Origin of the sequence: Siccibacter colletis (genome assembly GCF_000696575.1) — a bacterium.
Lineage (GTDB): Bacteria > Pseudomonadota > Gammaproteobacteria > Enterobacterales > Enterobacteriaceae > Siccibacter > Siccibacter colletis.
Genome location: NZ_JMSQ01000020.1, coordinates 37,242 through 52,740 on the forward strand (window position 1 = coordinate 37,242; position 15,499 = coordinate 52,740).

Consider the following 15,499-nt stretch of genomic DNA (forward strand, 5'->3'; position numbering starts at 1 on the left):
AAAAATATCGTTTTCTTTAATGTCTATGCAAAAATGATATGGCTTAGCTGACCCGGAGACCCTCATGCCCGCCGTTAACCTGCGCCATATCGAAATCTTTTATGCGGTGATGACCACCGGCAACCTGACCGAGGCCGCCGCGCTGCTGCACACCTCCCAGCCGACGGTGAGCCGCGAGCTGGCGCGCTTTGAAAAGGTAACGGGCCTGGCGCTGTTCGAGCGCAGCCGCGGGCGTCTGCACCCGACGGTACAGGGACTGCGGCTGTTTGAAGAGGTGCAGCGCTCGTGGTACGGGCTGGACCGTATCGTCAGTGCGGCGGAGAGCCTGCGCGAGTTTCGCCAGGGAGAGCTCTCCATCGCCTGCCTGCCGGTCTTTTCTCAGTCATTTTTGCCGTCGCTGATACAGCCGTTTCTGGCGCGTTACCCGGAACTCAGCATCAATATCGTGCCGCAGGAGTCGCCGTTGCTGGAAGAGTGGCTGTCGGCCCAGCGCCACGATCTCGGCCTGACCGAAACCATCACCACGCCGGCAGGCACCACGCGCGAAACGCTGTTGACGATGAACGAAGTGTGCGTGTTACCGGAAGGGCACGCGCTGGCGCATAAAAGCGCGCTGACGCCGCAGGATTTCGCCGGGGAAAATTACATCAGCCTGTCGCGCACCGACAGCTACCGGCAACTGCTGGACGCCCTGTTCCACGAGCACGACGTGAAACGGCGGATGGTGATGGAGACCCACAGCGCGGCCTCTATTTGTGCCATGGTTCGGGCGGGCGTTGGCATCTCCGTGGTCAATCCGCTAACCGCACTGGATTACGCACAAAGCGGCGTGGTCGTGCGCCGCTTCAGCGTGGAGGTGCCTTTTACCGTCAGCCTGATCCGCCCGCGCCACCGCCCGGCTTCTGCGCTGGTGGATGCGTTCTGTGACCATATGCAGAACGCGATGACGCAATTTACCGCGCCGCTGGAACAGCTACTGGCGCGGGGCTGAGCATAAAGTCTACCGCCTCGCGGGCGTGCAGCAGGGCGGTATCGAATACCGGCAGCGGTGACGCCGCTTCCGGGATCAGCAGGCCAATCTCGGTACAGCCGAAGATCACCCCTTCTGCCCCCTCCTCCGCCAGCTGCTGGATCACGGACAGGTAATAGTTCCGGGATTCGGCGGTGATTTTCCCGAGGCACAGCTCATCAAAAATAATCTGGTTGATGCGCACCCGGCTGGGCTCATCGGGGATCAGGGTTTCAATCCCGCTCTGTGCCAGCAGCCTGCCGCGGTAGAAATCCTGCTCCATGGTGTAGCGCGTCCCGAGCAGCGCCACGCGTTTCATGCTGCGGTCATTAATGGCGCGCCCGGTGGCGTCGGCAATATGCAGCAGCGGCACGCGACAGGCGGCCTCGATCTGCCCGGCGACCTTGTGCATGGTATTGGTACAGAGCACGATGGCCTGCGCCCCGGCCTGCTCAAGCCCGACGGCGGCGCGAGCGAGGATCTCGCCGGCTTTATCCCACTCGCCGCGGCTCTGGGACAGTTCGATATCGTGAAAATCGACGCTGTGCAGCAGCAGCGAGGCCGAGTGCAGGCCGCCAAGACGATCGCGCACCCCTTCGTTGATGTGCCGGTAATAGGGAATGGTGGATTCCCAGCTCATGCCGCCCAGTAAGGCGATAGTGTTCATTTTCGTCTCCATGCGGTGTCAGCCTCTGGTTATACCGTTAAACCCCCACCGTGCGAAACCGAAACAAATGTGATCCATGCTCCAGTTCAGCCCGCTGTCGTTTTCTTTTTAGCCAGCCCAGGATAAATTCTTTGAAACAATGTTTCACTCTTAACAGGATGCCAGAATGTTTGTATTTCATCAGGACACCCGGCTGGAAGATTTAGGTAACGGCGTCACGCGCCGCATCCTTGCCCACAACGGCAAAATGATGCAGGTGGAAGTGAATTTCGAAGCGGGTGCCGTCGGCCCGATGCATAACCATCCTCACGAGCAGCTGACCTACGTGATGAGCGGCGAGTTTGACTTCACCATCGGCGACGAGACGCGCCGCGTCAAAGCCGGGGATACGCTCTATAAAGAGCCGCACATCATGCACGGCTGCGTCTGCATCAAACCCGGCACGCTGCTTGATACCTTCACCCCGGTGCGGGAAGACTTTTTGCAGTAGTTCTGTCGTAAAAAAGCCGCTTCCTGAAGCGGCTTTTTTGTTTCGGCATCAGCACCCACCTCTGGAAACGCAGCCGTGGCGGGGCGCAGGCTTACCCGCCCTCTGAAACTGGCTGACGTGCCGCGTTTATGTTCCAGAGCCCTCCCTCCGGTTATTCAACCGGCAGTGAAATAACGGCGGTCGCGCCGTCGGTAATTATTGAACCTGAACCGTTGCGTTCGTTTTTTTAATCCCGTCACATTTACTTGCGCATAAGCCGCAGCAAAACAGCAATGATTAAGCGTTGAATTATTTTTTGTGAGCGTGCGCAAATAAATTGGCTTTTACACCAACTCAACCCTCAGATTCGGATTTTGACGTCCACTTCAATTAATTGAAATGCCGTTTCGACCCTGATCACATTTCTGAAATGAATAGAATGACGCCGAAACAAATCGCAATAAGATAAATTAAAACGGCGTTTTACAAATCAGGAACAGCGGTTCATCAGATTTCTAAAACCGATGCTTCCCACCAGACTGCGCCCGCATCACCATGTTTAAAAAACATTTAATAACAGCAGCATACCTGTGTATCGCTTTAGCTTACGTCGGGTACTGGTTGCGTTATGTGACAGTTTCAGGTGGCACGCACCGACTCACTTTCTTGACCACGATTTTATTAACTCTGGAATACCAGGTAGGTATGTATGAATGAAAACAAGCTGCTGGGACTGGCGTGGATATCACCCTATATAATTGGGCTGATAGTCTTTACCGCCTTCCCCTTTGTCTCATCGTTCTTCCTCAGCTTTACCGAGTATGACCTGATGAACCCACCGGTATTTAACGGTATTGAAAATTACCGTTACATGCTGACCGAGGACGATCTGTTCTGGAAATCGATGGGCGTCACATTCGCCTACGTGTTTATTACTATTCCGCTCAAGCTGGCATTTGCGCTGGGCATCGCGTTTGTTCTTAATTTCAAACTGCGCGGCATCGGCTTTTTCCGTACCGCCTATTACATTCCGTCGATCCTCGGTAGCTCCGTGGCCATCGCCGTTTTGTGGCGTGCGCTGTTTGCCATCGACGGCCTGCTGAACAGTTTTATTGGCGTGTTCGGCCTCGACCCGATCAACTGGCTGGGTGAGCCGTCGCTGGCGCTGATGTCGGTGACCCTGCTGCGCGTCTGGCAGTTCGGTTCGGCAATGGTCATCTTCCTCGCCGCGCTGCAAAACGTGCCGCAGTCGCAGTATGAAGCCGCGATGATCGACGGCGCGTCGAAGTGGCAGATGTTCATGAAGGTCACCGTGCCGCTGATCACCCCGGTTATCTTCTTCAACTTCATTATGCAGACCACCCAGGCGTTCCAGGAGTTTACCGGCCCGTACGTGATCACCGGCGGCGGCCCGACCTACTACACCTATCTTTTTTCGCTCTACATCTACGACACGGCGTTTAAATACTTTGATATGGGCTACGGCGCAGCGCTGGCGTGGGTGCTGTTCCTCGTGGTCGCGCTCTTCGCCTCGATTGCCTTCAAATCGTCGAAGTACTGGGTGTTCTACTCTGCCGATAAGGGAGGCAAAAATGGCTGATATTCAACAGAGTCAGTTATCCGCACGGATGCAGGCCGGCGAGGTGGAAGTGGCCCGCACCCTGCGCCGCGAAAAAGTCAGCGCCTGGTTCCGCTACATCATTCTGCTGTTTGTCGGCCTGCTGATGCTCTACCCGCTGGCGTGGATGTTCTCGGCGTCGTTCAAACCGAACCATGAGATCTTCACTACCCTCGGGCTGTGGCCGTCAAACGCCACCTGGGACGGGTTTATCAACGGCTGGAAGACCGGGACCGAGTACAACTTCGGGCACTACATGCTGAACACCTTTAAGTATGTGATCCCGAAAGTGCTGCTGACCATCATCTCCTCCACGGTGGTGGCCTACGGCTTCGCCCGCTTCGAAATTCCGTGGAAGAAGTTCTGGTTCACCACGCTTATCGCCACCATGCTGCTGCCGAGCACCGTGCTGCTGATCCCGCAGTACCTGATGTTCCGCGAAATGGGCATGCTGGACAGCTACCTGCCGCTCTACCTGCCGCTGGCGTTCGCCACGCAAGGGTTCTTTGTTTTCATGCTGATCCAGTTCCTGCGCGGCGTGCCGCGTGACATGGAAGAAGCGGCGCAGATCGACGGCTGCAACTCGTTCCAGGTGCTGTGGTATGTGGTGGTGCCAATCCTCAAGCCGGCGATTATCTCGGTGGCGCTGTTCCAGTTCATGTGGTCGATGAACGACTTTATCGGACCGCTGATCTACGTCTACAGCGTGGATAAATACCCGATCGCGCTGGCGCTCAAAATGTCCATCGACGTCACCGAAGGGGCGCCGTGGAACGAAATTCTGGCGATGGCGAGTATCTCCATCCTGCCATCCATCATTGTGTTCTTCCTGGCTCAGCGCTACTTCGTGCAGGGCGTGTCAAGCAGCGGAATCAAAGGTTAACGAGGGAATATCATGGCTGAAGTGATTTTCAACAAACTGGAAAAAGTCTACTCCAACGGCTTCAAAGCGGTACATGGTATCGACCTGACCATTGCGGACGGTGAGTTCATGGTGATTGTCGGCCCGTCCGGCTGCGCCAAATCCACCACCCTGCGTATGCTTGCCGGGCTGGAAACCATCAGCGGCGGCGAAGTGCGCATCGGCGAGAAGCTGGTGAACAACCTGGCGCCCAAGTCGCGCGGTATCGCGATGGTGTTCCAGAACTACGCGCTCTATCCGCATATGACGGTGCGCGAGAATCTGGCGTTCGGCCTGAAGCTCAGCAAAATGCCGAAGGAGCAGATCAACCAACAGGTGGATGAGGCAGCGAAAATTCTGGAGCTGGAAGAGCTGATGGATCGTCTTCCGCGCCAGCTCTCTGGTGGTCAGGCCCAGCGCGTGGCCGTGGGCCGCGCCATCGTGAAGAAACCGGACGTGTTCCTGTTCGATGAGCCGCTCTCTAACCTTGATGCCAAGCTGCGCGCCTCTATGCGTATCCGCATCTCCGATCTGCATAAGCAGTTGAAAAGATCCGGCAAACCAGCCACCACGGTGTACGTAACCCACGATCAAACCGAAGCGATGACCATGGGCGACCGCATCTGCGTAATGAAGCTCGGGCACATCATGCAGGTTGATACCCCGGACAACCTCTACCACTTTCCGAAAAATATGTTCGTGGCGGGCTTTATCGGCGCGCCAGAAATGAACATCAAACCCAGCAAGCTGATTGAGAAAGCGGGCCGTCTGCACATTACGGTGGGAAATGACACCCTCGCGCTGAACGACCGCCTGCAGGAGAAAGCCGCCGGCTATCAGGGCCAGGACATTTTCTTCGGCGTGCGCCCGGAATTCGTGGTGCTGTCTGATGAGCCGCTGGCGGGCGACTACGTCACCGGCGAGATGGTGCGCGTAGAGAATATGGGTCACGAGTTCTTCGTCTACCTGAAGGTGGCGGACTTCGAGCTGACCTGCCGCATTCCTTCCGATGAAGCCAAACCGATGATTGAGAAGGGGCTGAATCGTAAGGTGTATTTCACGTTCGATATGAATAAGTGTCATCTTTTTGACGCAAAAACAGAACAGAACATCTCCCTCTGACAGGAGTCCTGTACCATGAAAAAAGTCCTGATTAGCACAGCGATTGCCTCTGCCGTTACCCTCTGTGCCTTTCCTTCCCATGCCGCTGACGATGTGACGCTGCGTATGTCCTGGTGGGGCGGCAACGGCCGTCACCAGGTGACGCTGAAAGCGCTGGAGGAGTTCCACAAGCAGCACCCGAACATTACCGTGAAAGCGGAGTACACCGGCTGGGACGGGCACCTCTCCCGCCTCACCACCCAGATTGCCGGCGGCACCGAGCCGGACGTGATGCAGACCAACTGGAACTGGCTGCCGATCTTCTCGAAAAAAGGCGATGGCTTCTACGATCTGAACCAGGTGAAAGACGTCATTGACCTCAGCCAGTTCGACCCGAAAGAGCTGCAGACCACCACCATCGACGGCAAGCTTAACGGCATCCCGATCTCGGTAACGGCGCGCGTGTTCTACTACAACAACGAAACCTGGAGCAAAGCGGGCGTTGAGTACCCGAAAACCTGGGACGAGCTGATGGCGGCGGGGAAAGCCTTCGAAGCGAAGCTGGGTAAACAGTACTACCCGGTAGTGCTGGAGCACCAGGATACGCTGGCGCTGCTGAACTCGTACATGGTGCAGAAATACAACATCCCGGCGGTGGATGAGAAGACCAAAAAATTCACCTATAGCAAAGAGCAGTGGGTTGAGTTCTTCGGCATGTACAAAAAGCTGGTGGACAGCCACGTGATGCCGGACACCAAATACTATGCCTCGTTTGGTAAGAGCAACATGTACGAGATGAAGCCGTGGATTGCCGGGGAGTGGGGCGGCACCTACATGTGGAACTCCACCATTACCAAATACTCCGACAACCTGAAGCCGCCGGCGAAGCTGGAGTTGGGCGCGTATCCGATGCTGCCGGGTGCGAAGGACGCAGGCCTGTTCTTCAAACCGGCGCAGATGCTGTCCATCGGTAAGTCCACCAAAAACCCGAAACAGGCCGCGGAGCTGATCAACTTCCTGCTGAACAGCAAAGAGGGCGTGGCGACGCTGGGCCTGGAGCGCGGCGTACCGCTGAGCAAACAGGCGGTGGCGCAGCTGACCCAGGACGGCGTGATCAAAGATGAAGATCCGGCGGTTGCCGGGCTGAAACTGGCCCAGTCGCTGCCAACGACCCTGTCGGTTTCGCCGTACTTCGACGATCCGCAGATCGTGTCTCAGTTCGGCACCGCGATTCAGTACATCGACTACGGTCAGAAATCCGTGGAAGAGACGGCTGCCGAATTCCAGCGTCAGGCGGAGCGCATTCTGAAACGCGCGATGCGCTAAGCGTTACTGCGGTCTTACCCTGCCCTGCCGGATAACGGCAGGGCTTTTTTTTAGCGGCAACTGGCCGCCTTACACCCCGATATCGCGCAGCTTTTTGCCCTTCATCAGGTTGCGCTCAATATGCTCCAGAGTGACGTTTTTGGTTTCCGGCACCAGCCAGAAGGTGACGCCCACGAAGGCGATGTTCAGGGCGGTATAGAGCCAGAAGGTGCCCGCTGCGCCGATAGCATCCAGCAGCGTCAGGAAGGTGGCACCGATAATCATGTTCGATACCCAGTTGGTGGTGGTCGAGCAGGTAATACCGAAGTCGCGGCACTTCAATGGCTGGATCTCCGAGCAGAGGATCCACACCACCGGCGCAGCGCTCATGGCGTATCCGGCGATGCACATCATGGTCATGCCGACCGACAGCCAGGACAGCCCGCTTGAGGCGGTGCCGTTATCGAACTGCATCAGGCAGTAACCGAGCACCAGCGTACCCAGCGCCATCACGCTGAAGCCAATTTTCAGTGCCGGTTTGCGTCCGGCTTTATCCACCATAAAGATGGCGATAAAGGTGGCGAACATGAAGGTCAGGCCCACTACCAGCGTGGCGATCATCTGCTGTTCGGTGGTGGTAAAACCCGCCATCTTAAAGATGCGCGGCGCGTAGTACATGATGATGTTCATGCCGGTGAACTGCTGCATCGCCTGCAGCAGCATGCCGAGAAACACCGCCCGGCGCACGTTGCGGTTGGCTTTGAATAATTTCCAGCCGCCCTGCTTCAGTTTCAGGCTCTCGCGGATCTCATTCAGCTCTTCCCGCGCTTTTTCCGAGGTATCGCGCAGCATGCGCAGCACCTCTTCCGCTTCCACATGACGCCCTTTCTCTGCCAGCCAGCGCGGGCTGTTGGGCAGGAAAATCACCAGCACGATAAGGATCACCGCCGGCAGCGCCAGCACGCCCAGCATTGCCCGCCAGTTGCCCGAATAGCTGAATGCGGTATCCGAAAGAAACGCCACCACGATGCCGAGCGTCACCATCAGCTGATACATGCTGATCATTTTGCCGCGCACGTTTTCACTGGCCATTTCCGACAGATAGAGCGGCGCGGTGTAGGAGGCGATACCCACTGCCACGCCGAGCACGATACGCGAGACCAGCAGGATCTCCACGCTGGTGGCAAAGGCCGAGCCGATGGAGCCGGCGACAAACAGAATCGCGCCCACCATCAGGCTGTATTTGCGCCCGAGGCGGAACGACAGCCAGCCGTTGCACAGCGCGCCGATGGCCGCGCCGAGCATCATGCTGCTCACCACCCACTCCTGCAGGCGGTTGCTTAATGCGAAGTGATCGGTGATAAACGGCAGCGCCCCGGCGATCACCCCGATATCAAGCCCGAACAGCAGACCCGCCACGGCGGCGGAGACGGAAACAAACAGATTCATGCGGCGTGAATCCTGCAGCGCACGCGGCATGGTAGTTGAGTGATTGCTGATAGTGGTCATGTTCCTTGCCTGAACAGAGAAAGTCGTTATCTGAAGTTAGGAGAACAATGCACAGAGGTGTCAGGCGGTATTACGCGAAGATATGGATTTAATTGCTACGGGTTATGGTTCTGTGATGGACATTTCGCTTTATAATTTTAGATTATTCTCAAGTTCAAATCACAACTGGCTAATAACTATCGATTTAAAACGGAAACTCGAAGTGCGGGTCGATTTAAGTATGGATATTTCGCTGGCATTGATATGGACTTGACTGGTTTTTAGTCAAAAAAAACCCTGCCGTAGCAGGGTTCTTCCATAACTGGCGTTGATTAACGTGCCAGCCAGCCGCCGTCCACGGCAACGGTGTAACCGTTGATGTAGTCGGACGCACTGGAAGCCAGGAACACCACCGGGCCCATCAGATCGCTCGGCAGACCCCAGCGACCCGCCGGGATACGGTCGAGGATTTCCGCGCTGCGCTGCTCGTCGGCGCGCAGCTGCTGGGTGTTGTTGGTCGCCATGTAGCCCGGCGCGATGGCGTTCACGTTGATGTTGTGTTTCGCCCACTCGTTCGCCAGCAGACGGGTCACGCCCATCACTGCGCTTTTCGACGCGGTGTAAGACGGTACGCGAATGCCGCCCTGGAAGGAGAGCATGGAGGCGATGTTGACGATCTTGCCGCCGTTACCCTGGGCGATAAACTGCTTCGCCACGGCCTGGGACATAAAGAACACGCTCTTGATGTTCAGGTTCATCACGTCATCCCAGTCTTTTTCGCTAAAGTTAATCGCGTCTTCGCGACGGATCAGACCCGCGTTATTCACCAGCACGTCAACGTGACCGAATTCGGCAACGGCGCGTTCGATCAGAGAAGGAATGGCATCAATCTGACGCAGGTCGGCGGTCAGGCTCAGGAAACGGCGACCCAGCGCGGTAACCTGTTCAATGGTATCGGTCGGCTCAACGATGTTGATACCGACGATGTCGCAGCCCGCCTGAGCCAGACCTACTGCCATACCCTGGCCTAAGCCAGTGTCACAGCCGGTAACGATGGCAACTTTACCCTGAAGAGAGAATGAATCCAGAATCATGTGATTTCCTTTATGTCAGGCCTGTCCCGGACAGGCATAAGTTCATGCTGTCCGCGACTAGCGCAGATCTTTAACAGCGACGTGGTCCATGTCATCAAAGACCTGGTTTTCACCAACCATGCCCCAGATGAAGGTGTAAGCGCGGGTACCCACGCCTGAGTGAATCGACCAGCTCGGTGAAATCACCGCCTGCTCGTTGTGCATAACGATATGACGCGTCTCCTGCGGCTGCCCCATCATGTGGAACACGCACGCGTCTTCGTCCATGTTGAAGTAGAAGTAGACTTCCATGCGGCGCTCGTGGGTATGGCACGGCATGGTGTTCCACAGGTTGCCCGGCTCCAGCTCGGTGAGACCCATGCTGAGCTGGCAGGTTTCCAGCACGTCCGGCACGAAGTATTTATTGATGGTGCGGCGGTTGCTGGTGAGCGGATCGCCCAGCGTCACCGGCGACACTTCAGACGGCGTCACTTTCTTCGTCGGATACGTGGTGTGTGCCGGGGCGCAGTTGTAGTAGTACTTCGCGGGCTGAGAGGCATCAACACTGGCGAATACCACTTCTTTCGCACCTTTACCGACGTACAGCGCGTCGCGATGGCCGATCTCGTAGCACTGACCGTCCACGGTGATGGTGCCCGGACCGCCGATGTTGATAACGCCCAGTTCGCGGCGCTCAAGGAAATAGGTCACGCCCAGTTGCTTACCGACTTCACCGCCGACGGATACGGTTTTCGCAACCGGCATCACGCCGCCAACGATGATGCGGTCGATGTGGCTGTACACCATGGTGTATTCGTCAGCGACGAACACTTTCTCTACCAAAAATTCGTCACGCAGACCCTGAGTATCGAGGGTTTTGGCATGTGCGCTGTGGATACTTTGTCTGACTTCCACAATAACCTCCTGGGGAATTAGGTGGGTGCGATTTGCCCGTGGATGTAACAGCAAAACGCTGTTCCGTTTCTTAACTACGGTCATCTTATCCCGGTTAAAACGTGTTTTCAATTATAACTAAAACGTTGTTTCACTTTTTTGCGAAAGAATTAATAGAATTGGAATTGCGATCACGAATGGCCCAGGCGCACGAAAATCCTAGCCGAAAAAAATTATTAATAATCAATTGGTTAAATATAAACACTCCTGAGTTGATCTGGATCGTATTGCTACCCCTTTTTCATTAACCCGGCGGCGTGATGCCGCACCCGCGTCACGGCGTTATTCATAAGCCTGGCAAATAAAATCGGCGCGAGCCTGGTAAAGTGCGTGAGCAATCACACACCTTGAAACGTTGTTTTGATAAATTAATACCTAGTTTTCAAACCAATCATATTCGACGCGCCGGGGACGGCAATAAAGGAGTGCATGATGGCTAAAGGCATGAAGGTTAAGCTTAATTATGAGGTAAGCCGGGACCCGGATACCGGCGCAGAAGTCACCCGCTTAACCCCACCGGAAGTAACCTGTCACCGCAACTACTTCTATCAGAAGTGCTTCACCCAGGATGGCAGCCGCCTGCTGTTCGCCGGCGAGTTCGATGGTCACTGGAACTACTATCTACTCGATCTGGTCGATGCCAGCGCGATACAGCTCACCGAGGGCGCGGGTGATAACACCTTTGGCGGCTTCCTGGCCCCGGACGATAAGTCGCTCTACTATGTGAAAAACGAGCGTTCCCTGCTGCAGGTCGATCTGGCCACGCTCGAGGAACGCGAGATCTACCGCGTTCCCGATGAATGGGTTGGCTACGGCACCTGGGTAGCTAACAGCGACTGCACCAAACTGGTCGGCATCGAAATTGCTAAAAGCGACTGGGTGCCGCTCAACGACTGGCAGATTTTCCAGGAGTTCTTCCACAAAGGGCCGCACTGTCGCCTGCTGCGCGTCGATCTGCAGACGGGTGAAAGTGCCGTGATCCACGATGAGCGCATCTGGCTTGGTCATCCTATTTATCGTCCGTTTGACGATAATACCGTGGCGTTCTGTCACGAGGGGCCGCACGATCTGGTGGACGCCCGTATGTGGCTGGTGAATGAAGATGGCAGCAACGTACGCAAGGTAAAAGATCACGCCGAGGGCGAAAGCTGCACGCACGAATTCTGGGTGCCCAACGGATCGGCGCTGGTGTACGTCTCCTACCTGAAAGGCAAACAAGGGCGCACGGTTTACCGCTTCGATCCTGAAACCGCTATTAATGAAGAAATTATGCCGATACCGGCCTGTTCGCACCTGATGAGCAACTTCGACGGCACGCTGCTGGTTGGCGACGGTTCCGGCACCCCGGTTGACGTAAAAGACACCAGCGGTTACCGCATTGAAAACGATCCTTACCTCTACGTGTTCGATGTAAAACAAAAAGCGTATTTCCGCGTGGCACGTCACGACACCTCCTGGGCCACCTTCGCCAACAGCCGCCAGGTCACCCATCCGCACCCGTCGTTCACGCCGGATGATTCCGCCATCCTGTACAGCTCTGATAAAGACGGTAAGCCGGCACTGTATATTGCGAAATTACCGGAACAGCGGGAGATGATTACCGTTTAACTGAGTGTGTTTTTCTGTAACTGGCCTTGCCCTCCTTCGCGGAGGGCCTTTTTTTATGCTGTCTTACAGAAACAAAAATATTCCCTGGCGGGAAATAAAAACGGCCCCTTAAATAAACGGGGCCGAAAGGAGGGTTATTTATCAGAAGGAGTAAGCGACGCCGAGACGGAAACGCGTCTGACGCTCATCGGTTTCTTTTACCCCGACGTTACCCACTTCAACATACGGAGACCAGTTTTTATCAATTTTATATGCCAGCTTGGCATTATATTCGTTGGAATAGTCTTTGTTATTATTACGAATGGTGCCTTCGGTGCTTTTTGCATACACATAATTCAGCTCGGTGCGCCAGTCACCCAGCGCAAAACCAACCCATGCATCACCGCGGTTAACCTTATCATCCTCACGGTCCGGTGTGCTCGGATTACGTGTATATTCATAACGATAGCGTGCCGCCACGTAGAAGCCGTTATCAAAGCTGTACTGCGCATGGATATTCGGTTTATAGATAGTGCGGCTGTCAGTACTTTCAATGGTGAACGCTGGCGTAATCGCGATATTGTCGGTGGCCTTCCAGCGCCAGCTAATTTGATCTTCATGACCGTTACCTACCACATCTGAGAAAGGCTGGTCCTGTTTATCACCGCCTGATTTCCATTTTGCCTCAACGGAAAAACCTACGCCGTTATCAAAACGGTGTGAAACGGCAACGCGGTCAGCATTCGAACCGCTGTCAATATACTCGTGACGTAAATCAACGGTGACCGCCTGAGCAGCGAAACTCGACCCACATAATACCGCCAGCGCTAATGTTTTCTTAAACATACCTTTCCCCTATTGAAATAATGTTTCGTTTTTATGGAATGTGATTTTATTTTTTTATTATTGCGCTTTTGGTGATCGAGATCGTAGTTGTCTGTTTCAAAAAAAATGGCATACGGCAGCGTGACTGGCGTCAATAAAAATGGCTTGCGGGCTCCTGAAACCAAATAACGATCACACTTTCATTTTTGAAACCAAAAATGAACCCCGCCTGAATAATTTATTTTAACTGATTGTATTTACTCATTTATTTAAAAAAGTCAGACCGTCATAGATATGTCTATTTATTTCCAAAACAATAATAACAAGAGTGACAATCATATAGCGCTCTTATTTGGACGGCAGCACAAGGCGAGCGGCGACAATTTGACAGGGAGGCGATGAGGATCGGTACTATAGGGTTACCGCTATTACGGACCGCAGGGAACTAACGCGCACGCGAATACGGAAGTGGGGAAGCCCCTGTTACTAGCCGTCCGGCTTCGGCAATGAGTACCTGCTCTGAAAGCAGCCGATGGGCATACGCGCCGCCCCGACGGTCATCACATCTTTTATCTCTTCACTCTGCGATCGGAATCGGCTCCCGGGAGCCGATTATTAATTTCCCTTTTCATGAATATCCAAATTGAGTGAAAGCAAGCACATCACATTGCGTTATGTTGATGCGGATGGATGAATGCCCATCAGACAGCACGTGCGCCGTGCGTTTCAGTGTCCCAGGCGGCCTGAAAGCAGAGATCGAAGGGTCGCGGTTCCCAGTGGATTAATCCCCTGATTTCGAAAAGAATCACACCGTAGCGCGACGGATTGTCTTTATCCAGTACGGGCCGTACCAGCAGCGACTGCGCAATGATGCGCGGCTCGAAACGGAGAATGGCGCGCCTGATGGTCGCTTCAATGCGCGTCCATGACTGAGCATGGCTCCAGCCACCGGTCATCGCCGCCACGCCGTAATTCATAACTGACTCGGCGACGGCGTGATGACGATGTTCATCCAGCTGGTCTTCAATATTGGTATTGTTCAGCATTGCCAGCAGATCGCGTTGCACAATGGCGCGCATCGTCCGGCTGTTAAAATGAAACGCGTCCCAGGCTTCTTGCTGTTTTTTTGGTTCATCATCCAGCAGCCTGTCGAGCAGGGTAGGTAAATATTTAATTTTTTGCCCCATACTTCCTCCTTGATCGTACGGGGGACTGGTATCGCCTCTTATAGCAGCGTGTCCAGCCCGGCTTTGTAGAATTCATTAAGCATCAGCGATGATAAATGAGAGGCAGGTTTATTGCGCTGCAAATGGGGCGGCGCAAGCAGCAGCAGGATGTCATGCTTTGGCGCCTCCGGCTGGACGATCTCTCCCTGCATGCTGAGATCCAGCTCCTCACACACGCGCGTCATCAGACCGGCGGTATCAAGAATACAATCCGTCACGGTTTTCTTTTCCATCTGCTCGCGCAATGCCAGAAACTGCCCGCTTTCAGGTGCCATGGGCGAGATCTCGCGCGCCATCGTTACGCCCGTACGGCTGCCCTGCTCGCCCCACAGCACCACGCTTTTATACTCATTCGCCAGGGCGTTAAGCGGATTGTTATCCTCATCGCCCTCAATGTGCTGCGCCCGCCATGCCATGTAGTGCCCGATATGAGGAAGAAGATCCTCCGGCATCTCCGACACGGCCTCCTGCATGGCGCTACTAAATACGCGCTTCGCCAGCGCATCACCCGCAGGCGACGATGCGGCATACTGCTGCACCTGCATACGATATTGCCCGATCTGGATTTCCAGCCCCGGTAACAGCGGGCGAGACTGACCATAGTCCAGAATATGTGTGCCAACGCGGCACAGATAATCCCGCGAACGATTAACGATCACCGGCAGCGAAAAAAGCCAGTAAAACAGGATGCGTTCGGCCTCGCTCTCGGGACATGACGTGGAAAAAAGTCCCCGTTCGGGACAGAACCAGGCCGGGTGCTCCGATGTAAACCCTTCTGTAATCTGAAAAGCGGCCTGAGTATCAGGCCAGATAAGCCTCAACTCCATAACGATTACCCAATCAACACGTCCCCGGAACCACTTGAGATCGTGGCTCCGCAACCGGCAGGATCGCCAAGACGCGCTGCCGGAGCGCCATTTATGGTAACGCTGCCGGATCCGGCGGCAATTGAGCTACCTCCGTGCTGGGAACAATTTACGCTGTCTCCGACCCGCGCAGCAGAAATATTGTTGATAAAAACATCACCGGAACCGCTGGTAACGGATCCCCCGTGGTTGATGGCATCGCTTAGACGTGCGGCGTTTTGCATAGTGTGATTGTCCTGAATATGATTTTACTATCATGGCGGGTACGTAACCCCGCCATGGCTCGATCGCGGTATTTACGGCTCCGGCGTATCCGTCGGCGTTTCGGTCGGCGTCTCGGTCGGCGTCTCGGTCGGCGTTTCGGTCGGCGTTTCCGTCGGCGTTTCGGTCGGCGTTTCGGTCGGCGTTTC

Annotated in this window: 15 protein-coding genes; 7 read left to right on the forward strand and 8 right to left on the reverse strand. The window is 55.1% G+C overall.

Annotated elements, in window-relative coordinates:
* Positions 1-64 precede the first annotated feature (64 nt).
* Positions 65-991, forward strand: coding sequence for a LysR family transcriptional regulator (locus ET34_RS0116850; RefSeq protein ID WP_031524003.1), 927 nt, complete (start codon positions 65-67; stop codon positions 989-991).
* Here ET34_RS0116850 and ET34_RS0116855 read toward each other — a convergent pair.
* Entirely contained in the window at positions 954-1,676 is a 723-nt protein-coding gene (locus ET34_RS0116855; RefSeq protein WP_031524006.1) for an amino acid racemase, read from the reverse strand. The two genes, ET34_RS0116850 and ET34_RS0116855, sit on opposite strands and share 38 nt — an antisense overlap.
* 166 nt (positions 1,677-1,842) lie before the next feature.
* Between ET34_RS0116855 and ET34_RS0116860 the strand changes: the two genes are divergently transcribed.
* The 5 genes from ET34_RS0116860 to ET34_RS0116880 all read left to right on the forward strand — a co-directional run bounded on the left by ET34_RS0116860 (position 1,843) and on the right by ET34_RS0116880 (position 7,091).
* Positions 1,843-2,166: a cupin domain-containing protein gene (locus ET34_RS0116860; protein ID WP_031524008.1), complete on the forward strand. Its 324-nt coding sequence runs from the start codon at positions 1,843-1,845 to the stop codon at positions 2,164-2,166.
* 688 nt (positions 2,167-2,854) lie between these two features.
* On the forward strand, positions 2,855-3,745 hold the full coding sequence (locus ET34_RS0116865; protein WP_024549389.1) for a carbohydrate ABC transporter permease: 891 nt from the start codon (positions 2,855-2,857) through the stop codon (positions 3,743-3,745).
* Positions 3,738-4,646, forward strand: coding sequence for a carbohydrate ABC transporter permease (locus ET34_RS0116870; RefSeq protein ID WP_031524010.1), 909 nt, complete (start codon positions 3,738-3,740; stop codon positions 4,644-4,646). Before ET34_RS0116865 ends, ET34_RS0116870 begins: the two co-directional genes overlap by 8 nt.
* A gap of 12 nt (positions 4,647-4,658) precedes the next feature.
* Positions 4,659-5,786 carry an ABC transporter ATP-binding protein gene (locus ET34_RS0116875; RefSeq protein WP_031524011.1) on the forward strand — a complete coding sequence of 376 codons (1,128 nt, stop codon included), beginning with the start codon at positions 4,659-4,661 and terminating at the stop codon, positions 5,784-5,786.
* 15 nt (positions 5,787-5,801) lie between these two features.
* Entirely contained in the window at positions 5,802-7,091 is a 1,290-nt protein-coding gene (locus tag ET34_RS0116880; protein ID WP_031524013.1) for an ABC transporter substrate-binding protein, read from the forward strand.
* Positions 7,092-7,160: 69 nt separating this feature from the next.
* On the opposite strand, the gene araE is transcribed toward ET34_RS0116880, so the two are convergent.
* The 3 genes from araE to kduI form a co-directional block, all read right to left on the reverse strand.
* Positions 7,161-8,579 (reverse strand): arabinose-proton symporter AraE, encoded by a 1,419-nt coding sequence (araE, locus tag ET34_RS0116885; protein ID WP_031524015.1) that lies wholly within the window; start codon positions 8,577-8,579, stop codon positions 7,161-7,163.
* 311 nt (positions 8,580-8,890) lie between these two features.
* Entirely contained in the window at positions 8,891-9,652 is a 762-nt protein-coding gene (gene kduD, locus ET34_RS0116890; protein WP_031524016.1) for a 2-dehydro-3-deoxy-D-gluconate 5-dehydrogenase KduD, read from the reverse strand.
* 57 nt (positions 9,653-9,709) lie between these two features.
* On the reverse strand, positions 9,710-10,546 hold the full coding sequence (kduI, locus tag ET34_RS0116895; protein ID WP_031524018.1) for a 5-dehydro-4-deoxy-D-glucuronate isomerase: 837 nt from the start codon (positions 10,544-10,546) through the stop codon (positions 9,710-9,712).
* Between the two features lie 471 nt (positions 10,547-11,017).
* Between kduI and ET34_RS0116900 the strand changes: the two genes are divergently transcribed.
* Positions 11,018-12,193, forward strand: a complete 1,176-nt coding sequence (locus tag ET34_RS0116900; protein WP_031524019.1) for an oligogalacturonate lyase family protein — start codon at positions 11,018-11,020, stop codon at positions 12,191-12,193.
* A gap of 141 nt (positions 12,194-12,334) precedes the next feature.
* Here the strand turns inward: ET34_RS0116900 and ET34_RS0116905 are convergent, their stop codons facing one another.
* From ET34_RS0116905 to ET34_RS22090, 4 genes are all read right to left on the reverse strand, one after another.
* On the reverse strand, positions 12,335-13,018 hold the full coding sequence (locus ET34_RS0116905) for an oligogalacturonate-specific porin KdgM family protein (protein WP_031524021.1): 684 nt from the start codon (positions 13,016-13,018) through the stop codon (positions 12,335-12,337).
* A gap of 680 nt (positions 13,019-13,698) precedes the next feature.
* Positions 13,699-14,184 carry a type VI secretion system baseplate subunit TssE gene (tssE, locus tag ET34_RS0116910; RefSeq protein ID WP_031524023.1) on the reverse strand — a complete coding sequence of 162 codons (486 nt, stop codon included), beginning with the start codon at positions 14,182-14,184 and terminating at the stop codon, positions 13,699-13,701.
* A 38-nt stretch (positions 14,185-14,222) separates the two neighbouring features.
* Positions 14,223-14,882 (reverse strand): TagK domain-containing protein, encoded by a 660-nt coding sequence (locus tag ET34_RS0116915; RefSeq protein ID WP_160165455.1) that lies wholly within the window; start codon positions 14,880-14,882, stop codon positions 14,223-14,225.
* Between the two features lie 173 nt (positions 14,883-15,055).
* A complete protein-coding gene (locus ET34_RS22090) occupies positions 15,056-15,313 on the reverse strand; it encodes a PAAR domain-containing protein (protein ID WP_072002055.1) in 258 nt (85 codons plus the stop codon).
* Between the last annotated feature and the right edge of the window lie 186 nt (positions 15,314-15,499).